17 protein-coding genes and 1 pseudogene are annotated in these 21,100 nt (G+C 69.6%); 9 read left to right on the top strand and 9 right to left on the bottom strand.

Annotation, left to right across the window (positions count from 1 at the left end; genetic code table 11):
* Window positions 1-20 precede the first annotated feature (20 nt).
* Complete coding sequence (locus ABZV31_RS32600; protein ID WP_355900479.1) at window positions 21-1,145, top strand: hypothetical protein; 1,125 nt, start codon at window positions 21-23, stop codon at window positions 1,143-1,145.
* Window positions 1,145-1,540, top strand: coding sequence for a hypothetical protein (locus ABZV31_RS32595; protein WP_355900478.1), 396 nt, complete (start codon window positions 1,145-1,147; stop codon window positions 1,538-1,540). The genes ABZV31_RS32600 and ABZV31_RS32595 overlap by 1 nt, the downstream gene beginning before the upstream one ends.
* Window positions 1,541-1,612: 72 nt before the next feature.
* Here ABZV31_RS32595 and ABZV31_RS32590 read toward each other — a convergent pair whose 3' ends face one another.
* A complete protein-coding gene (locus ABZV31_RS32590) occupies window positions 1,613-2,515 on the bottom strand; it encodes a helix-turn-helix transcriptional regulator (RefSeq protein WP_355900477.1) in 903 nt (300 codons plus the stop codon).
* A gap of 493 nt (window positions 2,516-3,008) precedes the next feature.
* On the opposite strand from ABZV31_RS32590, the gene ABZV31_RS32585 reads away from it, so the two are divergent.
* The 7 genes and pseudogenes from ABZV31_RS32585 to ABZV31_RS32555 all read left to right on the top strand — a co-directional run bounded on the left by ABZV31_RS32585 (window position 3,009) and on the right by ABZV31_RS32555 (window position 8,540).
* On the top strand, window positions 3,009-3,179 hold the full coding sequence (locus ABZV31_RS32585; protein WP_355900496.1) for a DUF2255 family protein: 171 nt from the start codon (window positions 3,009-3,011) through the stop codon (window positions 3,177-3,179).
* Between the two features lie 78 nt (window positions 3,180-3,257).
* Window positions 3,258-4,295 (top strand): alcohol dehydrogenase catalytic domain-containing protein, encoded by a 1,038-nt coding sequence (locus ABZV31_RS32580; RefSeq protein WP_355900476.1) that lies wholly within the window; start codon window positions 3,258-3,260, stop codon window positions 4,293-4,295.
* Window positions 4,292-5,098: a carboxymuconolactone decarboxylase family protein gene (locus ABZV31_RS32575; protein ID WP_355900475.1), complete on the top strand. Its 807-nt coding sequence runs from the start codon at window positions 4,292-4,294 to the stop codon at window positions 5,096-5,098. The genes ABZV31_RS32580 and ABZV31_RS32575 overlap by 4 nt, the downstream gene beginning before the upstream one ends.
* Window positions 5,095-5,934 carry an SDR family oxidoreductase gene (locus ABZV31_RS32570; protein WP_355900474.1) on the top strand — a complete coding sequence of 280 codons (840 nt, stop codon included), beginning with the start codon at window positions 5,095-5,097 and terminating at the stop codon, window positions 5,932-5,934. Before ABZV31_RS32575 ends, ABZV31_RS32570 begins: the two co-directional genes overlap by 4 nt.
* A gap of 70 nt (window positions 5,935-6,004) precedes the next feature.
* Window positions 6,005-6,981 (top strand): annotated as a pseudogene (locus ABZV31_RS32565) (aldo/keto reductase).
* Window positions 6,982-7,019: 38 nt separating this feature from the next.
* A complete protein-coding gene (locus tag ABZV31_RS32560) occupies window positions 7,020-7,439 on the top strand; it encodes a cupin domain-containing protein (RefSeq protein ID WP_355900473.1) in 420 nt (139 codons plus the stop codon).
* Between the two features lie 66 nt (window positions 7,440-7,505).
* Window positions 7,506-8,540 carry a zinc-dependent alcohol dehydrogenase family protein gene (locus ABZV31_RS32555; RefSeq protein ID WP_355900472.1) on the top strand — a complete coding sequence of 345 codons (1,035 nt, stop codon included), beginning with the start codon at window positions 7,506-7,508 and terminating at the stop codon, window positions 8,538-8,540.
* 492 nt (window positions 8,541-9,032) lie between these two features.
* Here the strand turns inward: ABZV31_RS32555 and ABZV31_RS32550 are convergent, their stop codons facing one another.
* The 8 genes from ABZV31_RS32550 to ABZV31_RS32515 all read right to left on the bottom strand — a co-directional run bounded on the left by ABZV31_RS32550 (window position 9,033) and on the right by ABZV31_RS32515 (window position 20,912).
* On the bottom strand, window positions 9,033-12,599 hold the full coding sequence (locus tag ABZV31_RS32550; protein WP_355900471.1) for a glycoside hydrolase family 32 protein: 3,567 nt from the start codon (window positions 12,597-12,599) through the stop codon (window positions 9,033-9,035).
* Between the two features lie 78 nt (window positions 12,600-12,677).
* The gene (locus ABZV31_RS32545) at window positions 12,678-14,189 is read right to left on the bottom strand and encodes a glycoside hydrolase family 32 protein (RefSeq protein ID WP_355900470.1); all 1,512 of its coding nucleotides are present in this window, start codon (window positions 14,187-14,189) and stop codon (window positions 12,678-12,680) included.
* Window positions 14,186-15,229 (bottom strand): ABC transporter ATP-binding protein, encoded by a 1,044-nt coding sequence (locus ABZV31_RS32540; protein WP_355900469.1) that lies wholly within the window; start codon window positions 15,227-15,229, stop codon window positions 14,186-14,188. The genes ABZV31_RS32545 and ABZV31_RS32540 overlap by 4 nt, the downstream gene beginning before the upstream one ends.
* Window positions 15,226-16,179 carry an ABC transporter ATP-binding protein gene (locus ABZV31_RS32535; RefSeq protein WP_355900468.1) on the bottom strand — a complete coding sequence of 318 codons (954 nt, stop codon included), beginning with the start codon at window positions 16,177-16,179 and terminating at the stop codon, window positions 15,226-15,228. The genes ABZV31_RS32540 and ABZV31_RS32535 overlap by 4 nt, the downstream gene beginning before the upstream one ends.
* Before the next feature lie 3 nt (window positions 16,180-16,182).
* On the bottom strand, window positions 16,183-17,091 hold the full coding sequence (locus ABZV31_RS32530) for an ABC transporter permease (protein WP_355900467.1): 909 nt from the start codon (window positions 17,089-17,091) through the stop codon (window positions 16,183-16,185).
* A gap of 13 nt (window positions 17,092-17,104) precedes the next feature.
* On the bottom strand, window positions 17,105-18,082 hold the full coding sequence (locus tag ABZV31_RS32525) for an ABC transporter permease (protein WP_355900466.1): 978 nt from the start codon (window positions 18,080-18,082) through the stop codon (window positions 17,105-17,107).
* Window positions 18,083-18,166: 84 nt separating this feature from the next.
* The gene (locus ABZV31_RS32520) at window positions 18,167-19,846 is read right to left on the bottom strand and encodes an ABC transporter substrate-binding protein (RefSeq protein ID WP_355900465.1); all 1,680 of its coding nucleotides are present in this window, start codon (window positions 19,844-19,846) and stop codon (window positions 18,167-18,169) included.
* A gap of 73 nt (window positions 19,847-19,919) precedes the next feature.
* Window positions 19,920-20,912, bottom strand: coding sequence for a LacI family DNA-binding transcriptional regulator (locus tag ABZV31_RS32515; protein ID WP_355900464.1), 993 nt, complete (start codon window positions 20,910-20,912; stop codon window positions 19,920-19,922).
* Between the last annotated feature and the right edge of the window lie 188 nt (window positions 20,913-21,100).

Raw genomic sequence — 21,100 nt, 5'->3', positions numbered from 1 at the left:
GTTGAGACTTTGAGCACGGAATGGACATCCAGGACGCGGCCGAACACGCCATCAAGGCCTGGTACGAAGCTGACGGTCTCCCCGAGGTGAAGACCGACGGCGCCAAGACGTGGGGAACGTTCCTCCCGGTGGGCGAACCTGACAGGTTCAAGGGAGTTTGTGCGGAGCGAGGCGTCACCTACGTCCAGGGCCTGGCTCAAGCACTGACCCTGTGGCTCGACAACACCAGCCTCGCCTTCAAGGGCGAACACGATCCCCGCGGCACGCAGGCCACCTGGATCATCGGTGCCCCGGCCGCCCGCGCCGTCCGCGTCCTGGAACGCCTGCAGCCCGCCGATACCGACCTGCTCCTGCACAGCCTCGGCCCTCACCCCAAGCCCGGCGCTATGACGTTGCGCACCAGCAACGAGCTGATCAACCAGGTCATCACCTGGATCAACAACTACTGCCGCGCCTACGACCTCACCGACGCCATCCCCGACGTCAACGGCTCGCCGTGGAAACTGACCACCCGCCAATTCCGCCGCACCCTTGCCTGGTACATCGCCCGTCGCCCCGGCGGCGTGATCGCCGGCGCCGTCCAGTACCGCCACCTGAGCATCCACATGTTCGAGGGTTACGCCGGCACCAGCGACTCCGCATTCCGCGCCGAAGTCGAGGCTGAGCAGGCCCTGGCCCGCGGTGAACACCTCCTAGCCCTCGCCACCGACCACCAGCACCACCTGCAAGGCCCCGCGGCGGCTGAGGCCGCTGCCCGCCTCGGCGACTTCCACCGACGCACCCACTTCACCGGCGCTGTCGTCACCGACCCCCACCGGCTGCGCCGCGTCCTGACCACGCACGACCCCGAGGTCTACCCCGGCACCTACGTCACCTGCGTCTTCAACCCCGACAAGGCCCTGTGCCGCCCGAAGATCGCGCCCCGCGGGCAGCGCCCGCGCCCCGTCGCCCTCGACTGCCGGCCCCTTGACTGCCACAACGTCGCCCTCACCCCCGACAATGCTTCCGCTCTGGCCGCCGAAGCCGACCGGCTCGACGACCAGATCCGCAGCCGTCCGACGCTCCCGCCCCTCCTCCTCGCCGACGTGCACCGCCGTCGCGACGCCATCCTCGGCTTCCTGCAGACCGCCACGGTGAGCCGCTGATGACGCCCCACCGCGCGCCACTGCCCAGCCGTGCTGAGGTCGACGCCGCCCTTACCGCCCTGACCGCCGAGACCGGGCGCACACCCAGCGTGCTCGCCCTCGCCACCCGGCTCCAGGTCGCCAACACCACCTTTCGCCGCAACTTCCCCAATGTCTGTGCTGAACTCGCACGCCCGGCAAGCACACCCCAGACCAGCCAACGCGCGGCCGACGCCTACACCCAGGTCAAAGTCGACAACGACCGGCTGCGCCGGGCCAACCGCGACCTGACCCACCAGCTCGACCTCGCATTGGCCGCCATCCAACGCCTGAGCATCGACAACAACCGCCTGCGCACAGCACTTCACCAAGCTGCTGCCGTCACCCCTCTGCCCCGCCGCCCGCCCCCGAGCTAGCTCGTCCGCACTCAACCGTTCACCCTCCTTGCCCTGCTAGCGCCGCCTGGAGCGGAGGGGATGCCTTGGACGTCACCGATCACCGTGGTGCTGCCTGTGCTCGGACGCTGTCGCCTCGGCACGGGGGGCGGTCATGTCGAGTAGCAGCATGGCGTCATGATCGGGGGTTGCAGGCTCGGCCATGTAGACGCCCATACGGTGTCCGGCAGTGCCTTCGAGCGCCATGCCCTGGAAGCCAAGGGTGATCGTGCCGACCTGGGGGTGCTGGAACGTCTTAGTGACGTTCTTGCGGCCGGTGACTTCGTAACGTTCCCACAGGCCGGCGAAGTCGGGGCTCTTGAGGAGCAGTTCTCCGACGAGCTGGGTGAGGTCGGGGGCGTCGGGATCGGTGCCCGCCAGGGCGCGCAAGCGGGCGACGCAGCCGCGGATCTGGTTGTCCCAGTCGGGGAAGAGCGTGCGGGCGTAGGGGTGGAGGAACAGGTAGCGGGCGAGGTTGCGCTGTTTCACGGGCCAGTCGGCGATACCGGCGTAGAGGGCGAGGCCGCCGGGATTGTGGGCGAGAAGGTCCATGCTGCGGCTGACGATGTAGGCGGGGTTGGGCCGCATGGTTTCGAGGAGCAGTTTCAGGTGCGGCCGCACGGTGCGGCTGGGGGCCGGGACGGCCTGAGGCGCGAAGCGGGCGGCGCGAACCGCGAGGTCGCGCAGGTGCTGGTGCTCAGCGTCGTCCAGTTGCAGGGCGCGGGCCAGGGCGTCGACCACGGCGGGACTGGGGCGCGTTTCCTTGCCGCGCTCCAGGCGGGTGTAGTAGTCGATGCTGACGCCGGCGAGGGTGGCCAGCTCCTCGCGGCGCAGGCCAGGGGTGCGCCGGACCCCGGGGCCGGGGGCCAGGCCAGCGGACTGGGGGCTGGTCTGGGTGCGGCGGGCGCGCAGGAAGCGCCCCAGCTCGTCACCGCCGCTGTGCTGCTCGGGTGCCATAGGGCCAGTGTCTCTCCGCCGTCATCGCGTCATGCCTGCCGAGGGGGGCCCTGTCACACCCTGGCTGGCTACCCCCTGGCACACCTCGGCCTGCCTGGAGCGGGCGAGAAGGAGCAGGGTTGAGCGTGTCGCCTCATGTTCGAGAGTGAACGTCTGCGGCACCGTACCGGAGCCGCCCTGGATCTTTCCCGATGGTCCGTGTCCTCCAGGCGGGCCACGGTGGACCCGATGGATGGCGACACGGCTGGGCGGAGCCTGGCTCTCGGCAATGCATTTCTGAAGGGGACCACGATGGCGGACTGGAACAACACGGACCTGAAGAAGGTCGCCGCAGCTGAGGAGCTGGACCTTGCCTCCGAACGAGCCGACGGCACCTTGCGTGCTCCGGTGACCATGTGGGGTGGTCCGCTCCGGCGACCAGCTGTACGTCCGCTCGGTCAAAGGCACCGACGGCCCCTAGTACCGGGGCACGCAGTCCCGCCACCAGGGCCGCATCGAAGCGGGCGGCGTCCGCCAGGACGTCACCTTCCACCCGGCCGACCCCAGCGAGTACCCGGGCGTGGACGCCGCCTACCGCAAGAAGTACGGGCGCTACACGAGCATCGTCGAGCACGTCCTCACCGACGCGGCCCGCGCCTCCACCCTGCGCCTCGAACCGCGCTGACCCTGCCGGCCCGCCTCCACCGAGGGCCTTCACCCCGGCTCACAGCGCTACCACAAGCCACGAAAGGCAAGATCTTCCATGCGTGCCACCTTCATGTACGGGCCCGGAGACGTACGGGTCGAGAACGTCCCCGACCCCAAGATCGTCGACCCCACGGACGCGATCGTCCGCATCACGCTGGCCTGCGTCTGCGGCTCTGACCTGCACCCCTACCACTCCATGGACAAGACCGACGAGGGCACGCCGATGGGGCACGAGTTCCTCGGCATCGTCGAGGAGACCGGCTCCGAGGTGCGCGGCCTGAAGCGCGGCGACTTCGTGGTCTCCCTGTTCGCCTTCGCCGACAACACCTGTGCGATCTGCCGGGACGGCTTCCACACCGCCTGCCCCAACGGCGGCTGGTACGGCGCCGGCGGCGTAGGGGGCGCGCAGGTCGAGGCCGTCCGCGTGCCCCAGGCCGACGGCACCCTGGTCAAGATCCCCACCGATGTCGACACGGCGCTGCTGCCCTCGCTGCTCGCCCTGAGCGACGTCTACCTCACCGGCTACCACGCCGCCCACATGGGCCGGGTCGAGCCCGGCAAGACCGTCACCGTGATCGGCGACGGCGCCGTCGGCCTGTCCGCGGTGCTGGCCTCCCGCCGTATGGGCGCGGAGAAGATCATCCTCATGGGCCGCCACACCTCCCGCACCGACCTCGGCCGGGAATGGGGCGCCACCGACGTCGTCGCCGAACGCGGCGAGGAGGGCATCGCCAAGGTGATGGACCTGACCGGCGGCGAGGGCTCCCACGTCGTGCTGGAGGCCGTCGGCCTGATGCCCGCCTACGAGCAGGCGTACGGCATTGTCCGCCCCGGCGGGATCATCTCCCGCGTCGGCGTTCCCCAGTATGAGGAGGCGCCGGTCGGGTTCGGGTCGCTGTTCGGGAAGAACGCCCAGCTGGCCGGCGGTCCCGCCCCGGTGCGCGCCTACCTCGAACCCGCCATCGAGGACGTCCTCGCCGGTCGCATCGACCCGGGCAGGGTCTTCGACGACGAGGTCGCCCTGGGGCAGGTCGCCGACGCCTACAAGTCGATGGACGAGCGCAGCCGGCTGAAGGTGCTGGTGCGCCCGTGACCAGCCGCAAACCCAACCCTGCCGCCACCGCGGCGCACGAGCGGCTCTTCCCCGGCCACGTTTCCACCCTCGCCGTCACTGACCCGGAGCTGATCGAGTACTTCGACAACTTCGCCTTCGACGAGGTCCTGCGCCACACCGGCGACGTCGACGAGCGCACCCGGCTGATGACGCAGCTCGCGGCGATGATCGCCGTCGGCGCGGTGGCCGAGTACCGGGTGATGCTCGGCGCCGCACTCACCATCGGCGTCACACCGGTCGAGGCCAAGGAGATCGTCTACCAGGCGGTGCCGTACGCCGGTATGGCCCGCGTCTTCGACTTCCTGCACGCCACCAACGACGTGCTGACCGAACGCGGCATCGCACTGCCGCTGGAGGACCAGTCCACCACCAGCCCGGACACCCGGATGGAGCAGGGACTGGCGGTGCAGAAGCAGATCATCAGCGAGAAGGCCGTGGACGCCATGTACGCCGGCGCCCCGGCCGACGAGCAGCACATCCAGCAGTTCCTGAGCGGCAACTGCTTCGGCGACCACTACACCCGCACCGGCATCGACGTACCCACGCGCGAACTGCTCACCTTCGCGATGCTCGCCGCGCTCGGCGGAGCGGACGCCCAGGTGAAGGGCCACGTCGCGGCCAACCTCCACGTCGGCAACACCCGCGCCACCCTGATCGCCGTCCTGACCGGCCTGCTGCCGTTCATCGGCTACCCCCGCACCCTCAACGCCCTGGCCGCCGTCGACGCCATCACCCCGGCCGACGCCGACCCGTCCACCCCGTCCACGGAGGAAGAAGCATGACCACCCGAACCTGGCTCATCACAGGCGTCAGCAGCGGCTTCGGCCACGCCCTGACCACCCAGCTGCTGGAGCGCGGAGACCGCGTCATCGGCACCGTCCGCAACCTCGACAAGGTCGCCGACCTGCGCGAGAAGTACCCCGACACCTTCCGCGCGGAGATCCTGGACGTCACCGACACCACCGCCGTACGCAAGACGGTGGACGCCGCGTTCGCTGCCGGTCGCGTGGACGTGATCGTCTCCAACGCCGGCTACGGCCTCTTCGGCGCCGCCGAGGAGATCACCGACGCCCAGGTCGACCACATCATCGCCACCAACCTCACCGGCTCCATCACCCTGATCCGCGCCGCCCTGCCCCACCTGCGCGCCCAGGGCGGCGGACGCATCATCCAGATGTCCACCTACGGCGGCCAGGTCGCCTTCCCCGGCAACTCGATGTACCACGCCACCAAGTGGGGCATCGAAGGATTCGCCGAGTCCGTCGCCCAGGAAGTCGCCCCCTTCAACATCGGCGTCACCATCGTCGAACCGGGCGGCGCCCGCACCGAGTTCCGCTACGGCAGCGCCCAAGTCGCCGACCCGATCGACGCCTACGAAGGCAACCCCGCCCACGCCTTCAAGGCCATGCTCGACCCGGCAGGCGGCCTCGCCCCCGGCGACCCGCAGCGCATGGCCGCCCGCATCATCGAATCCGCCGACACTGAGCCGGCCCCGCTGCGGATGGTGCTCGGCTCCCAGGCCCTGGAGTCCACCCTCGGCGTGCTGCGCAAGCGGATCGACGACTTCGAAACCCAGCGCGACCTGGCGGCCTCCACGGACTTTCCCGCAGGAGAGTGACTGCCGCACCCCATGCGCGGCCGGCCGCGCCGAGCATCCCGAGCCCTACCTACAGGAGAAGCACCGCAGCATGAAGCACATCAAGCTCGGCGACCTGGACGTCGCACGGATCGGCCTGGGCGCGATGGGCATGTCCCATGGCCTGACCGGCGCCGGAAGCGACGACGCGGAGTCCATCCGCACCGTGCACCGGGCCATCGACCTCGGCGTCACCCTCATCGACACCGCGGAAATCTACGGCCCCTACATCAACGAGAACCTTCTCGGCCAAGCCCTCAAGGGCCGCCGCGACCAGGTCGTCCTGGCCACCAAGTTCGGCCTGGTCTCCCACTCCGGGGCCGGCGCGTGGACGCTGGACTCCAGCCCGGCCAACATCCGCACCGCTCTCGAAGGCTCCCTGAAGCGGCTGGGCACCGACCACATCGACCTGTACTACCAGCACCGCGTCGACCCGAACACGCCCATCGAGGACACCGTCGGCACCCTGGCCGAACTCGTCAAGGAAGGCAAGATCCGCCACATCGGCCTGTCCGAGGCCGGCCCGGACACGATCCGCCGCGCCCACGCCGTCCACCCCGTCACCGCTGTGCAGTCCGAGTACTCGCTGTGGACCCGCGGCATCGAGGACCGCATCCTGCCCGTCCTGCGGGAACTGAACATCGGCCTCGTGCCGTTCTCCCCGCTCGGACACGGCTTCCTCACCGGCACCGTCCGCAACGAGAACGACTTCGAAGAAGGCGACTTCCGCCGCGGCAACCCCCGCTTCACCGGCGAGAACTTCCAGCGCAACCTGGCCCTCGCCGACGAAGTCCAGGCCATCGCCGCCGAGGCGGGCGCCACACCCGCACAAGTCGCGATCGCCTGGCTGCTCGCCCAGGGCGACGACATCGCCCCCATCCCCGGCACCAAGCGCGTCACCCGCGTCGAGGAAAACACCGCCGCCGACAACCTCCAGCTGCCCGCCACGTCGTGGCCAAGCTCTCCAGCCTTCCCCCGGCCGCCGGCGACACCCACACCGAAGCAGGCCTGCGCATGCTCGAACGCTGACCAGCCCGCACCACCCGCACGAGAGCAAGGAGCACCCCGTGGAGTTCGTCAAGCCGCAGCCCACCGGCAAAGGGCCTTCAGACTGGTTCAACGGCGACGTCTGGTTCGACGTCATCCAAGCAGGCCAAGAACCCTCCCGCCTGCGCGCCAACATGGTGCGCTTCGCCCCCGGCGCCCGCACGGCCTGGCACCACCACGCCGTCGGCCAGACCCTCCACGTCGTCGCCGGCGTCGCCCTGATCGGCACCCGTGACGGCACCGTCTACGAGGCCCACCCCGGTGAGACCGTCACCTGCCCGCCCGGCGAAGAGCACTGGCACGGAGCCACCGAGGACCGCTTCATGCAGCACCTCGCGCTGTGGGAAGGCACGGCACCCTACGACGACCGGCCCGAGACCACCTGGCTGGAGCACGTCACCGACGAGCAGTACCGCTCCCCGCGCACCCATAGCCACTGACCCGACTGCCGCCGTCAATGCGGCCCCGCCGCCCCCTGCTTCCCCACACACCGAGGAGTTGCGCTCATGCGCGCCACCCTGCTGTACGCGGCCGACGACGTACGCGTCGAGAACGTTGCCGACCCGAAGATCCAAGACCCCGCCGACGCCGTCGTACGGATCGTGCTGTCCTGCATCTGCGGCAGCGACCTGTGGCCCTACAAGTCCCTACCGCCCACCGACAACCCCCGCCACATGGGCCACGAGTTCCTCGGGGTCGTGGAGGAGACCGGCTCCGAGGTGCACACCCTCAAGCGCGGCGATGTGGTCGTGGCGCCCTTCGTCTACTCCGACAACACCTGCGCGTACTGCCGCGAAGGCCTGCACACCTCCTGCCTGCACGGCGGACAGTGGGGCGTGAACGGCGTCGACGGAGGCCAGGGCCAGGCAACCCGCGTCCCCTACGCCGACGGCACCCTGGTGAAACTACCCGTCGGCGAGGACTCCGAGCTGTTGCCTGACCTGCTGACCCTTTCCGACATCCTGTGCACCGGCTACCACGCCGCCCGTACCGCCGGAGTGACACACGGTGACAGCGTCACCGTCATCGGCGACGGCGCCGTGGGCCTGGCCGCCGTGATCTCCGCCAAACTCCTGGGCGCCGAGCAGATCATTCTCATGGGCCGCCACCAAGCCCGCACCGATTTGGGCCGCGACTTCGGCGCCACCGACGTGGTCGCCGAGCGAGGGGAGCACGGCATCGCCCGGGTGCGGGAGCTGACCAGCGGCGAGGGCACCCGCAAGGTCCTGGAATGCGTAGGACTCAAGGACGCAATCGAGCAGAGCTTCGGCGTGGTCCGCGATGGCGGCACGATCAGCCGGGTCGGCGCCCCGCAGTTCACCGACGTACCGTTCGGATTCAGCGACTTCATGCGCAACATCACCCTCACCGGCGGCGTCGCTCCCGCGCGGGCCTATATCGAGGAGCTGATGCCGCACATCCTCAACGGGGAGATCCAGCCCGGCCGCGTCTTCGACCGCACGCTCGCTCTGGAGGAGATCGCCGACGGTTACCGCGCGATGAACGACCGTGAAGCATTGAAGGTCCTCATCCGGCCCTGACCAGACGCCTCAACCCAGGCCCGCGAAGTCCTCATCACCCCTGCTCGGTCAGTGGTCAACCGCTGACTATGTCCACAACACGCCCTCCATCCCGACCGATGCCCACGTCAGCCACTCGCGCACGGTTTCCGGGTCGGTGGTCGACGGGCACAGCACCCACGGGGCGGACAGCCGGCGGGCGGCGAACACGGACTCCAGCGCGGCCCGGCGCCGCTGATATGGCCATCCGGTCGTGTCGGTCCCGGACAGCCGCAGCAGATCGAACGCGGAAGCGCACGAGTTCTCAGAATTTGGACGAGGGGGGGCGCGAACCCGCGCGCTCCGCAGTCCCTACGGCTACCGAGTGCGCGGGTTCGTGAACCTAGTAGGTGATCGAGTCCGATGACGTCTCTTGCGGCGCGGTTGTGTCAGAAGAACTGCCTCCGCCGGCGATCCCCCACTGGACCACGGCGGGGACGAAGAGCAGACGTTCGGCTCTCGTGGACCGGTCGTTCACTGCACTCCCGCGTACGTGTCCTGGTACGCCGCCCTCCCTCCGAACACGTTGAGGCCGAGATGGCCGCTTGTGTACGTCGTGTCCGTCACGTCGATGATCTGGCTGCCGTTGAGGAACACCTGGATGCGGTCGTCCTTGGCGAGGACGCGGACCTGGTACGTCGTACCGCGGCGGACCAGGGCCGGGACGCGGGCGAGGGCAGCGCCGTCGTCGAAGTAGCCGCCTGCCTTAGCGACCAGGCGGATCACGCGCAGGTCGGGGTCGATGTTGAGGCAGTAAGCGTCGGAGCCGTCGGAAGAGGCCCGCCAGAGGAGTGAGAGGGCACCGCCGGTGTCGGGGTCGGGGCCGCCGAGCCGGACCAGGGTGGTGAGGTCCACGTCCTTCACGGTGCGTGCGGACATGGCGTTGGAGTCGGCGTCGAAGGTGCCGGCGCGGCCCGCGCTGTCGGTCGACCAGTGGCCGGCGGGGACGACTGTCAAGGTGCCGAGGTCCGTGCGGAACTGGCCGCCGGTCGGGGCGGCTGCTGGCGGCTGGACGCGGTCCACGATGCGGTAGGTGGGCTCCAGTCGGTGGACCTTGAGCGTCTCGATGCGCGCGGAGCCGCCCTTGGCGTAGAAGGTCATGCCGTCGGCGTCCGGGGAGGGGAAGATGAGGCTGGTCACCGCGGCCTGGCCGTCCGCGCCGAATGCCTCCACCGAGGACGAGTCGACGTACAGGCGCAGGGTCACCTTGCCGTCCGTCGGCTTCATCGGCGCGGTCGTGCGGCCCGCGAAGTACTGCGTGAAGTTGCTGACGCCCGACGTCGAGCGGTCCACGAACAACTGGGTGGCTTCGGCGTCGTATCCGACCGTCGTGTGCTGGTCGCCGTCGGCCCGGAGCATGAAGCCGATCTCGGTGGCGGTGCCGAGGGTGACCTCGGCTTCGATCTCGTAGGCGATGCCCCTGATGGCCGAGAGCGGGTTCGCGGAGGCGGGGCCTACGGAGAGGTTCGCGCGGGTGGTCGTAGAGGTGCGCAGGGCGGTCAGTTCCGGGACCGGGCGCTGTACCAGGCGTACGCCGTCACCTGTGTCGGTGAGGGTCAGTTCGCGGGGGACGCTCAGCTGGCCGTTCCAGGCGCCGGTCGGGGCGCTGAAGGGGTAGTCCCAGTTGCTCATCCAGCCGAGCCAGACGCGGCGTCCGTCGGGCAGGCCGTAGAAGGATGTGGCGGCGTAGTAGTCGCGTCCGGAGTCGGCGCGCAGGACCGTGCCGGCCGTCTGGTCGGGGGCGAAGGATGTGCCGTTCCAGTCGCCGGTGAAGTATTGGGCGGCGGAGCCGTTGGTGGCGCGTACCGCGCCGGTGCTGAGCGTGAGGACCCACTTCACCTTGCCGTTGTCGTCGTCGACCGGGAGGGGGAAGAAGTCGGGGCACTCCCAGACGCCCGGGGTGGCCCAGTCGCCGTAGCCGAAGGAGCTGACGTGGGTCCAGGTGAGGAGGTCGGTGGAGGTGAAGAAGCGGACGTGGTCGCCGCCGGAGACCACCATGAGCCACTGGCCGTGGGCTTCGTCGCGGATCACCTTCGGGTCGCGGAAGGTCCAGCCGGCGTCGGGGCCGCCCGGGTTCTCGACGGCCGGGGTGGAGCCGCCGTGCAGGTGCCAGGAGCGGCCCTTGTCCTTGCTGTAGGCGATGCGGACGCTGGCGTTCCCGCCCGGCTTGTCGGGGTGGTAGCTGGTGTAGTACGCGATGAGGCCCGCGCCTCCGTCGAAGAGGCCGGACGTGTCGTCCGTGTCGACGACCGCGCAGCCCGTCCAGCAGTTGCCGTACTCGTTCCAGGGCAGGGCGATCGGCAGGGCCTGCCAGTGGACGAGGTCGGTGCTGACGGCGTGCGCCCAGCGGCCCTCGTCCTGGTGGAAGAGGTGGTACTCGCCGTCGTGGTGCACCAGGCCACAGGGGTCGCTGGTGCGGCCGGTGAGCTGGGAGTAGTGGTAGGTGGGGCGGTACGGCGCGGTGAAGTAGTCGGCGGCGGCGGTGAATTCGACGTTTTGGAAGTACGACGTGCCGTGCGTGGCCGAGGTGCCGGCGGTGGCGCCTCTGGTGTGAGCGACCCGGGTCTTCAGGGTACGTACGCCGTCCACGTGGACCTCTACGGTTTGGCCCGTGGCGCGGGCCTCGACGCGGTAGGTGCCGCCGGACGCGATGGGGCGGACCGGGCCGGCGGCGGAGGCGAGGCGTGCGCCGGAGGAGCGGTCGAACAGGACGACGGCGTCGCGGCCGGCGTCCAGGCGGACCTCATAGCCGCCGGTGCCGTTCGCGGCGGCGCGCAGGACCAGGCCGGCCGAGGACGAGGTGCCGGCGGGGGTGATGTCAGCTCGCGCCACCAGGTCACCGTCCGTGAAGGGGGCCGTGCGCAGGCCGTTCTCGCCGCGGATGCCGCGCAGGTCGGGGGTCCAGGTGCCGGAGCGGTCCGTCCAGCCCTGCAGGCCCGTGGTGAGGTCGGCGGCGGCGAGATTCTCGAAGGACGCCGCGCCTCCCGTTGCCGTGACGGCGAGCCGACCCGCGGCGTGGGCCGAGTCGTGGGCGGTGATGACGGGGCTGTAGCCGTCGGGCGAGAGGAAGTTGGTCTGCCAGTGCACGCGCAGTTCGGTGCCCTCGGCTTCGATACGCAGGCGGTAGACGGTGTCGGCCTTGATGGTCGTCGCGTAGGTGCCGAGGGTGACGTCTCCGTCGATGCGGTACAGCCTCAACCTGCCCTGACTGGGGTCGACTTGGACGGCGTAGCCGTGGGTGGCCGTACCGTCCGTGCGCAGCAGCAGCGCAGCGACGGCGGTGGCGTCGTGCAGGAGCAGATCGGTCTGGAAGGCGGTGTCGTACGCCTTCGTCGCGGTCAGCGCGAGGGCGGTCGCGCCTGCCGACGGGGCCGCGTGCCAGCCGAGCGGGGTGGCCGTCCAGTCGCCGCCGGTCGTGGTCCAGCCGGTGAGGTTGGTGGTCACGGTGGAGGCGGAGGGCGGTCCGAAGGTGACGGTGCCGCCTTGGGCGAGCAGGCCGACGGAGCCGGTGTCGTGGCGGTGGTCCTCGGCGTGGAGGAGTCGCTTGCCGTTGACGGATACCGACACCTCTGCTCCGTCCACGGCGACTTCGAGGTCGTAGGGTCTTCCGGCTCGGGTGCCCGGCAGGGGCGCGGTGGCGATGGTGTCGCCGCTCGCCAGGTCGTGGAGGCGGATGCGGGCGCGGGTTGTGTCGAGGGTGGCGGCGTAGCCGGTCGAGCCGTCCGGGGCGGCACGGAACACCAGCCCGCCGATGGCGGAGGCGGACTGGGGAGTCACTCGGGCCGTGTACGTGCCCTTGGTCGCGAGTTGCTGCTCGGACAACGCAAGGACGGGAGCCCGAAGGCCGGCTGTCACCTTCCGGCCGCCGTCCGGGGTGCGGGTCCAGGTGCCAGTGACGGGGAGGGGGTCGGGGATCGGGACGGGGCTCGCATCGCCGGTCCCCGGGGTGGCGGCCTGGGCTGCGGGCAGGATCGCACCGAGGGGCAACAGGACGGTGGCGGTGCCTCCGGCGAGCAGGAGGGTACGACGGGACACGCTCATAGCGCGGCTCCTTGACGATGGGTGGGCTGCGGCCCGCGGATACGTCCGCTCCGCGGGCCGCAGCTGGCTCTAAGACGGTCACGGCCACAGAGGCCGGGGCCCTTCTGCGAAGGCCGACGCCATCTGCCAGGCGTCGAACCGCTCCAGATGAACGTCACCGTCGGCACCGATACCGACGCCGACGGCGTCGTGGGAGCGGGTGGGGTAGACACGGGCGGTCAGAGGCCGTCCGTTGGCGAAGATCTCCAGTGCGGAGTGGTCGACGAGAACCCGCAGATCAACCAGGCCCTCGCTGTCCAACGGCAGTTCGCCGTAAAGGGGTTCGGTGTCGACGGTGAGGTCGAGGCTGCTGGCCTCGCGGTGCAGACGGAGGGTGCCGGATCCGTCGTACGCCCTGCTCACCTCCACGATCGTGCGCTCCGCGCCGTCCGGTGTCTCGCGGATGACGAGCCGGGCGGTCGCGCCGGGGGCCAGGCGCAGCGAGGTTTCGATGTCCAGCTGGTCGCCGCGCACGTCGTGCAGTCGGGTGTACGCGTCCCCGAGCGGGCTGGCGGGCAGCCGTACGTGATCTCGCCGCAGCACTCCCAGTTCCGGGACTGGGGCCTGCGCGAGCCGGCCGTCCGTGCCGAGCGTGACGACCCTGGGCAGGGACATCACCCCGCACCAGCCGGCCTCGGCGTCCGCCTCGTCGGTGCGGCCCTCCTGGAGCCAGCCGAACATGATCCGGCGGCCGTGTTCGTCGCGGGTGGACTGGGGGGCGTAGAAGTAGCGGCCGCCGTAGTCGAGGCGGTGCAGGCCGGCCGGGGTGAAGGTGTCGCCCTCGTAGCGGCCGGTCCAGTACAGGGGGTGGTGGGTGGTGCCCTCGTCCCAGGCGGAGAAGACCAGCGCGTCCGTGCCGTCGAGCCGGAACAGGTCGACGCACTCCCACATCGTGCCGGACCAGTCGGGTTCGCCCCGGTTCTGCGAGGCGTCGCCGGTCAGCAGCGGGCCGATGTACCGCCAGCTGCGCAGGTCTTCGGACTCGTAGAGGAAGGCGGTGCCGCCGACGCCCCGGATGCCCGAGCCGACCAGCTGCCGCCACACCCCGTTCTCCCGCCACACGCAGTGGTCACGGAAGGCGGTGACGTCGACACCCTCGGGCGGAGCGGTGATGACGGGGTTCGCCGGGTCCTTGGTCCAGTACCGCAGGTCCGCTGATCCCCGTGCCACGCACGGGAGTTCCTGCTCCCCGTGACGGCCGGAGTAGACGATCGTGGGTGTTCCGCCGTCGTCGACGAGGACTCCGGACCAGCAGCCGTCGCGGTCGGGCCCGTCGGCGCCGGGTACGAGTGCGACCGGTTCGTCGGTCCAGTGGACGAGGTCGGTGCTGGTGGCGTGGCCCCAGTGGATGCGGTGGTGGGCGGGGGCGAGCGGGTTGTACTGGTAGAAGAGGTGGTAGACGCCCCCCCAGTGGGTCAGTCCGTTGGGGTCGTTGAGCCAGCCGCCGGGTGAGGTGAAGTGGAAGCGGGGGCGGTGGGGGTCGCGATGGGCGCGCTCGGCCAGCCCCTCGGCGACGTGGATGTCGGCGGGGGAGGTGAGTTCGTGGGTCATGCGGCGGTGGTCTCCGCTTTCTCGGTGTCGTCGGTGGCCTCGCCGGCCGGCCGGTCGGCGGCCTTGAGTACGCGGCGGGCGATGTCGGAGTTGGGTGCGCGCAAGTGGCAGCGCACCCAGTGGGGCTGGCCGTCGTCCTCGCCGACGATGTGGCGGACGGGCTCGGTGCGGCTGCAGGTGCCGTCGGCGCCGTAGGGGCAGGATGTGGGGTTGAGGATCGCCTCGCGGAGGCGGGCGCGCTCGACCGGGTCGTAGCTCCCGGCCCGCTCGGGGTCGGGTACGGCGGACAGCAGCAGGCGGGTGTAGGGGTGGGCGGGGGCGTCCATGACGGCCAGTGCGTCGCCGCCTTCGACGAGTTCGCCGGCGAACATCACCATCGTCGTGTCCGCAAGATAGCGGGCGGAGCCCAGGTCGTGGGTGATGTAGAGCATGGCGATGTCGCGCTCGTCGCGCAGGCGCCGCATCAGGTTGAGGATGCCGACGCGTACGGAGACGTCCAGCATCGAGGTCGGTTCGTCGGCGAGGATCAGCCGGGGCTCGACGGCGAGGGCGCGGGCGATGGCGACGCGCTGGCGCTGGCCGCCGGAGAGCTCATGCGGGTAGGACTGCAGCATGTCCTCGGTCAGGCCGACGGTCGTCATCAGCTCGCGCAGTGCCCCGGGTGTGGTGGGGTGGCCGTGCAGGACGAGAGCCCGAGTGAGGAAGTGCTCGATGCGGTGTACGGGGTTGAGCGAGCCGAAGGGGTCCTGGAAGACCATCTGGACCTTGCGGCGGTACGCCCGTGATGCCCGCCGCCGCTGGGTGCGCAGCACGTTCTCGCCGTCCAGCAACACTTCACCGGAGGTGGGCTGTTCGAGGCGGGCGAGGCAGCGGGCGATGGTGGACTTGCCGCTGCCGGATTCGCCGACCAAGGCGGTGATACGGCCGGCCGGGATGTCGAAGGAGACGTCGGCGACGGCCCTGACGCGCTGCCGGGAGAAGACGGTGCCGACCTGGAAGTCCTTGGTCAGACCGTGTACGGACAGCAGGGGTGCGGTCATCGGGGGCCTCCTTCAGAGCTGCGGGCCACCCAGCGGCCCGGCTCGACTTCCCGCAGGTCGGGGATGTTCATGGAGCAGTCCGAGCGGTCCTCGGGACAGTGCACGTGGAAGCCGCAGCTGGCGGCGGTGCGCGGGGCGTCGAAGAGGCCGGTGAGTTCCCGGCGCGGGCCGGTCAGGGGCGGGAAGGCGTTCATCAGCGCCTCGGTGTACGGATGCAGTGGCTCGGCGAACAGCTCCTTGGCGCCCGCGAGTTCGACGATCCGACCGCCGTACATCACGCCCATGCGGTCCGACAGCTCGACCATCAGGGACATGTCGTGGGTGATGAAGAGGATGGAGAAGCCCAGCTCCCGCTGGAGGTCGCGGATCTGCGCCATGATCTCCTGCTGCACGACCACGTCGAGCGCCGTGGTCGGCTCGTCCATGATCAGCAGCCGGGGCCTGAGCGCAACAGCCATGGCGATGACCACGCGCTGGCGCATGCCGCCGGAGAGCTGGTGCGGGTACGCCTTCAGCCGTCCCGGGTCGATGCCGACCAGCTCCAGCAGTTCGCCCGCCCTCTCCCGCGCGGCCCGTTTCTTCAGCTTCTCGTGGGTGGTGAAGATGTCGGCGATCTGCTCTCCGATGGTCAGGACGGGGTTGAGCGAGTTCATCGCCGACTGGAAGACCATGGCGATCTCCCGCCAGCGGAAGCTCCGCAGCTCCCTCGCGTCCAGGGCGAGTACGTCCCGGCCCTGGAAGCGGACGCTGCCTGCGGTGATTTCCGCCGGTGGCTTCAGCAGCCGCATCACCGCGTTGGCGATGGTCGACTTGCCGCAGCCCGACTCGCCGGCCAGGCCGAAGATCTCGCCCGCGCCGATGGAGAAGGAGACGTCGTCGGCGCCCACGACGGTGCGTCCGTCGCCCTGGTATTCGACGCGCAAGCCGCTGACTTCGAGTACGGGGTCCATGGCTCAGCCCCTCCTCTTCCTGGAACGCAGGCGCGGGTTGGTGATTTCGTCGACCGCGTAGTTGACCAGCGCCAGCGCGAAGGCGACGAGCGCGATGCACAGCCCGGACGGGACGAAGGCCCACCAAGTGCCGGTCAGCAGCGCGCCGTCGTTGCTGGCCCAGTACAGGTTGGTGCCCCAGCTGACGACGCTGCTGTCACCGAGGCCGAGGAACTCCAGACCGGCCTGGGCCCCGATGCCGAAGATCACACAGCCGAGCAGCGTGGTCATCACCACCGACGCCATGTTGGGCAGGATCTCGCGGAACATGATCCGCAGCGGGCGCTCCCCGGTGACGACAGCGGCGGCCACGAAGTCCTTGCCCCGGATCGACTTGGCCTGCGCCCGCAGCACCCGGGCCGAGCCCGCCCAGCCGGTGACGACCAGGACCAGGATCACGGTGGAGGTCCCAGCTGGCAGAAACGCGGCCAGGATGATCAGCAACGGCAGGCCCGGCAGCAGCAGGAAGACGTTGGTGACCAGCGTCAGCGCGTCGTCCACAACCCGGCCGAAGTACGCGGAGGCGAGGCCGACGACGATGGCCACCGCCGTCGCCGCGAGCCCCACGGTGAAACCGACGAAGAGCGAGCTGCGCGCACCCCACAGCGTGAGGGCGAGCACGTCCTGTCCCTTGGCGGTCGTGCCGAGCCAGTGCGCGGCCGACGGGGCCTGGCTGCCCAGGGAGTTAATGAGCGACGGGTCACCCGGGGCCAGCACGGGAGCGAGCAGGGCGAGCAGCGCGAAGAGAACGAGCAGGATCAGCCCGGTCAGCGCCTTCTTGCTGGCGACGAGCTGGCGCAGCAGCCCGCGCCGGCGGGAAGCGCGCGGGGAGGCGGCTGGCGTCGTGGCCGTCGCGATCTCGATGGCGGTCATCTCGGCAACCTCCTCAGCGCACGCGGACGCGCGGGTCGAGACGGACGTAGACGAGGTCGACGAGGAAGTTCGCGAACAGCACCGCCGCCGTGATGGTGAGGAAGATGCCCTGCATCAGCGGGTAGTCCAGGCCCTGGACGGCCATCAGCAGCTGGTAGCCGATGCCGGGATAGGCGAAAACGACCTCCGTGAGCAGCGCGCCGCCGACCACGAAGCCCAGCGCCATGCCGAAGTTGGTGACGGAGGGCAGCAGCGCGTTGCGGGCGGCGTAGCGGAACATGATCCGTGTGGGGCTGAGCCCCTTCGCCTCGGCCATCGTGATGTAGTCCTCCGCCGCCGTGGCGATCATGGTGTTGCGCATGCCGAGCATCCAGCCGCCGATGGAGACCAGCACAATGGTCAGCGCGGGCAGCACCAGGTGGGTGCCGACATTGGCGAGGAACTCACCGTTGAAACCGGGGGTGAGACCGGCGTCGTAGGCGTGCCGCAGCGGGAACCAGCCCAGGCTCACCCCGAACAGGTACAGCGCGCCCATCGCCAGCCAGAAGTACGGGAAGGACCCGACGAAGATCAGCAGGGGCGGGAAGGCGGAGTCGAGGATGCCGCCGCGCCGCCAGGCGGCGACGATGCCGAGCAGGTTGCCGACAACGGCGGCGATGACCAGCGCGACCCCGCCGAGCAGGAGGGTCCAGCCGATCTGTGAGCCGATCACGTCGGTGACAGGGGTCGGGAAGCGGCTGATGGAGATGCCGAGGTTGCCGGTGAAGACGTCCTTGACGTAGGAGACGTACTGCTCCCAGAGTGGGCGGTCGTCCACGCCGAAGAGTTTCCGCAGCTGGGTTATCTGGTCGGGCTGCATCGTGCCCTGGGCCTGCGCGACCATCCGGGAGACCGGGTCGCCGGGCATGAACCGGGGGAGGACGAAGTTCAGGGTGATGGAGGCCCAGAAGGCGAGCAGATAGAACCCCAGGTTACGCAGGATGAGACGCACGGGTCGTGCTCCTGTAGGTGGGGGTGCGGTGGTCGTCGAGGGAAAGGCGACCGCCGGGGAGGAGGGCGGCCGCCGGTCCGGGCGTCAGCTCCTGACGGGCTTCAGCGAGGTGAGCACGAGGATCGTGCTGCCGTTGCGGTTGCCGAGGGTGGCGTACGGGTTCTTCTCGGTGGGCCAGCCGGTGAAGCGGGTGTCCGTGTACGCGCCCCACTCGGGGCCGGTGAACAGCGGGACGACGGGCGCGTTTTCGTTGTACAGCTTCTGCAGGCCGTCGATCTGCTCGCGCTGCGCGCTCTCGCTCGTGGCGGCGGCGAAGGCGTCGATGAGCTGATCGGCCTTCTTGTCACCGAAGCGATGGTAATTCTCGGTGGCCTGCTTGCCGACCGGCTGCAGCATCTTCGTCGACATCACGCCGCGGTAGTACTCGTACGGCGTGGCGCCGTTGTTGCTCCACACGATGCCGGTGTCGAAGGTGCCCGTGTTGTACGAGGCCGAGACCGCCGACCAGTCCGGCGTCTTCACGGTGGCGGTGATGCCGACCTTCGCGAGGTCCTGCTTGATGATGTTGGCGACCGAGATCCAGTCGGAGGAGGCCGAGCCGACGGAGATGTCGAGCGTGAAGTCCTTGCCGTTCTTCAGCTTCCGCTTGCCGCCGCTCTCCTTGTACCCGGCGGCATCGAGGGCCTTCGCCGCCGCGTCAGTGTTGTACTTCGTCCACGTGCAGGAGGCGGCAAGCGACGTGTCGCGCCACTTGTCGTACGTGCGGGCCAGACCCGTGCAGTCGGCGGGCTGGGCATAGCCGTTCATCGCGACCTTGGTGATCTGGTCACGGTCGACGGCCATGCTGAGCGCCTTACGGACGGCCGCGTCGTTGAAGGGGGCCTTCGTGGTGTTCAGCTGCCAGTTGATCATGGCGCCGGTGGCCGGGAACCAGTAGTGGTTGTGCTTCTTGTCCTTGGCGACGAAGGACTTCTCGATGTCCGGGATGAACGACTGTGTCCAGTCGACCTCGCCGTTGGTGAAGGCGATGTTGGCGCTGTCGTTGCCGGAGAAGGCGAGCATCTGGATGCCGGCGATCTGCTGCTTGCCGGGCTGCCAGTAGTCGGGGTTCTTGAGCAGTTCGTACGACTGGCTCTGGAACTTCGTGATCTTGGTGTATGGGCCGGTGGCGACCGGGTCGGGGTTGCTGAACTTCGCCGGGTCCTTCACCTTGGACCAGATGTGCTTGGGCAGGATGTAGTGGCCGCCGATCTCGTAGAAGGCGGGCGAGAAGGGCTTGTTGAAGGAGAACGTCACCGTGTGGGCGTCGGCCGCGGTGACCTTGTCGAGGTAGTCGAAGCCGCCGAGCACCTTCTTCTGGAGCTGGAAGGTGTAGACGACGTCGTCGGCGGTGAGCGGCTGCCCGTCCGACCACTTGACGCCGTCGCGCAGGGTGAAGGTGAGGGACTTGCCGTCCTTGGCCTGCTCCCACTTGGTGGCGAGCCACGGGGTGTCCTTGGCGTCCGCCATGCTGTGCACGACCAGCGGCTCGTAGATCGCTTGCAGGGTCATCGGGGCGGCCTGCGGGGAGAGCGGGTTGAAATTGCGCGTGAACGTCGCCAGGTCCTCGCGCGGGATGGTGAGCAACTGGTTGCCGGAGGTGTCGCCGGTCGCGGAGGCGCCCGAGCCGCCGGTACAGGCGGACAGGACCAGGGTTCCGGCGGCGGCCGCAGTGATCGCTCTCAGGACCGGCCGAAGGCGCCGTGAGGCAGGGGATGGTGCCATAATGGAGACTCTTTCCTCTCTTCAACACACAGGACGAAGACGGGGTGGGATTCCTCGGCGGACTGATTCGCGGTCAGACCGACGAGCGTTCGAGCAGCGGGCAGTCGATCGTCACCCGGTGGGTGTCGAGCGGCTGCCCGGCTGCGAGGGCGGCGAGCATGTCGACGCCCTTGGTGCCCATGGCCTCGAAGGGCAGGGCGAGGGTTGTGAGCTTCGGCCGCAGATAGGCGGCGATGAGTTCCTGGTTGTCGAACCCGACCACGGCCACATCGTCGGGGATGCGCAGTCCCCGTTCCTTGATCGCGTCGTATGCGCCCATCGCCATCCGATCATTGCCGCAGAACAGCGCGGTCGGCCGATCGGTACCCGGACGGTCCAGCAGTTCACAGGCGGCCGTGTAGGCGCCGTCGGCGGTGGCCCAGCCGGGGATGACGAGAGACGGGTCAGGGGCGATGCCGGCCTCGCGCAGGGCCTGCTCGTACCCCTCGCGCCGGCCGATGGCGGCCGGGATCGCGGGGTCGAGGTTGATGAGCCCGACGCGGGTGTGCCCGGCGTCCAGCAGCCGACGGGTCGCCTTGTATCCGCCCGACACCTCGTCGGGCAGGATGCACGGCAGCTCCCCTTCCGTGTCATAGCAGTTGACCAGCACGGTCGGCACCTCACGGGCGGCCTTGGGGAGCGTGACGGCCCGATGCCAGGTCGTGGCGTACAGGAGCCCCTCCACCCGGTGGTCCAGCATCTGGTCGAGCGCGGCGGCCTCCTGAGCGGGATCGCCGTCACTCGCGGCGATCAGCAGGAACCGCTGCTCGCTCCACGCACGCCGCTGCGCGCCCGTGATGACCTCGGCGGCGAACGGCCCGGTCACGATCTCGGTGATCAGCCCGAACCACCCGCTGCGATTCGCCGCCAGCGCCCGTGCCCCGGCGTTGGGCCGGTAGCCGAGCTCGTCGATGGCGTCGAGGATCCGCCGACGGGTCTCGTCGGGGATGACCGCGCCCGGACGGTCGTTCAGGACGAAGGAGACCGTGGTCCGCGAGACACCCGCACGGCGAGCCACGTCACTCATGGTCACGCGACGCGCCTTGTTCGTGGCCACTTCCAGTCCCCTTCAGTCAATGGAGGCGCTGGATGGCCTCCGGTTTCGCGCTTTAGTAACGCGCGTTAGTTTGGTGTTGCAGGGAAGTTACGACCGCCTTATGCGGCATGTCAATACATCATCGGGTAACGAAGGGCAGTGGAATCGAGACCGGCTCC

It is taken from the genome of Streptomyces sp. NPDC005202 (assembly GCF_040608235.1).
Classification (GTDB): Bacteria; Actinomycetota; Actinomycetes; order Streptomycetales; family Streptomycetaceae; genus Streptomyces.
This window is presented reverse-complemented; position numbering and strand designations above follow the sequence as displayed.

What these genes read in the sequence shown, in the direction of transcription:
- ABZV31_RS32600 (WP_355900479.1), top strand. Translation starts at nt 21, where the DNA reads ATGGACATCCAGGACGCGGCCGAACACGCCATCAAGGCCTGGTACGAA.
- ABZV31_RS32595 (WP_355900478.1), top strand. Translation starts at nt 1,145, where the DNA reads ATGACGCCCCACCGCGCGCCACTGCCCAGCCGTGCTGAGGTCGACGCC.
- ABZV31_RS32590 (WP_355900477.1), bottom strand. Translation starts at nt 2,515, where the DNA reads ATGGCACCCGAGCAGCACAGCGGCGGTGACGAGCTGGGGCGCTTCCTG.
- ABZV31_RS32580 (WP_355900476.1), top strand. Translation starts at nt 3,258, where the DNA reads ATGCGTGCCACCTTCATGTACGGGCCCGGAGACGTACGGGTCGAGAAC.
- ABZV31_RS32570 (WP_355900474.1), top strand. Translation starts at nt 5,095, where the DNA reads ATGACCACCCGAACCTGGCTCATCACAGGCGTCAGCAGCGGCTTCGGC.
- ABZV31_RS32555 (WP_355900472.1), top strand. Translation starts at nt 7,506, where the DNA reads ATGCGCGCCACCCTGCTGTACGCGGCCGACGACGTACGCGTCGAGAAC.
- ABZV31_RS32550 (WP_355900471.1), bottom strand. Translation starts at nt 12,599, where the DNA reads ATGAGCGTGTCCCGTCGTACCCTCCTGCTCGCCGGAGGCACCGCCACC.
- ABZV31_RS32545 (WP_355900470.1), bottom strand. Translation starts at nt 14,189, where the DNA reads ATGACCCACGAACTCACCTCCCCCGCCGACATCCACGTCGCCGAGGGG.
- ABZV31_RS32540 (WP_355900469.1), bottom strand. Translation starts at nt 15,229, where the DNA reads ATGACCGCACCCCTGCTGTCCGTACACGGTCTGACCAAGGACTTCCAG.
- ABZV31_RS32535 (WP_355900468.1), bottom strand. Translation starts at nt 16,179, where the DNA reads ATGGACCCCGTACTCGAAGTCAGCGGCTTGCGCGTCGAATACCAGGGC.
- ABZV31_RS32530 (WP_355900467.1), bottom strand. Translation starts at nt 17,091, where the DNA reads ATGACCGCCATCGAGATCGCGACGGCCACGACGCCAGCCGCCTCCCCG.
- ABZV31_RS32520 (WP_355900465.1), bottom strand. Translation starts at nt 19,846, where the DNA reads ATGGCACCATCCCCTGCCTCACGGCGCCTTCGGCCGGTCCTGAGAGCG.
- ABZV31_RS32515 (WP_355900464.1), bottom strand. Translation starts at nt 20,912, where the DNA reads ATGAGTGACGTGGCTCGCCGTGCGGGTGTCTCGCGGACCACGGTCTCC.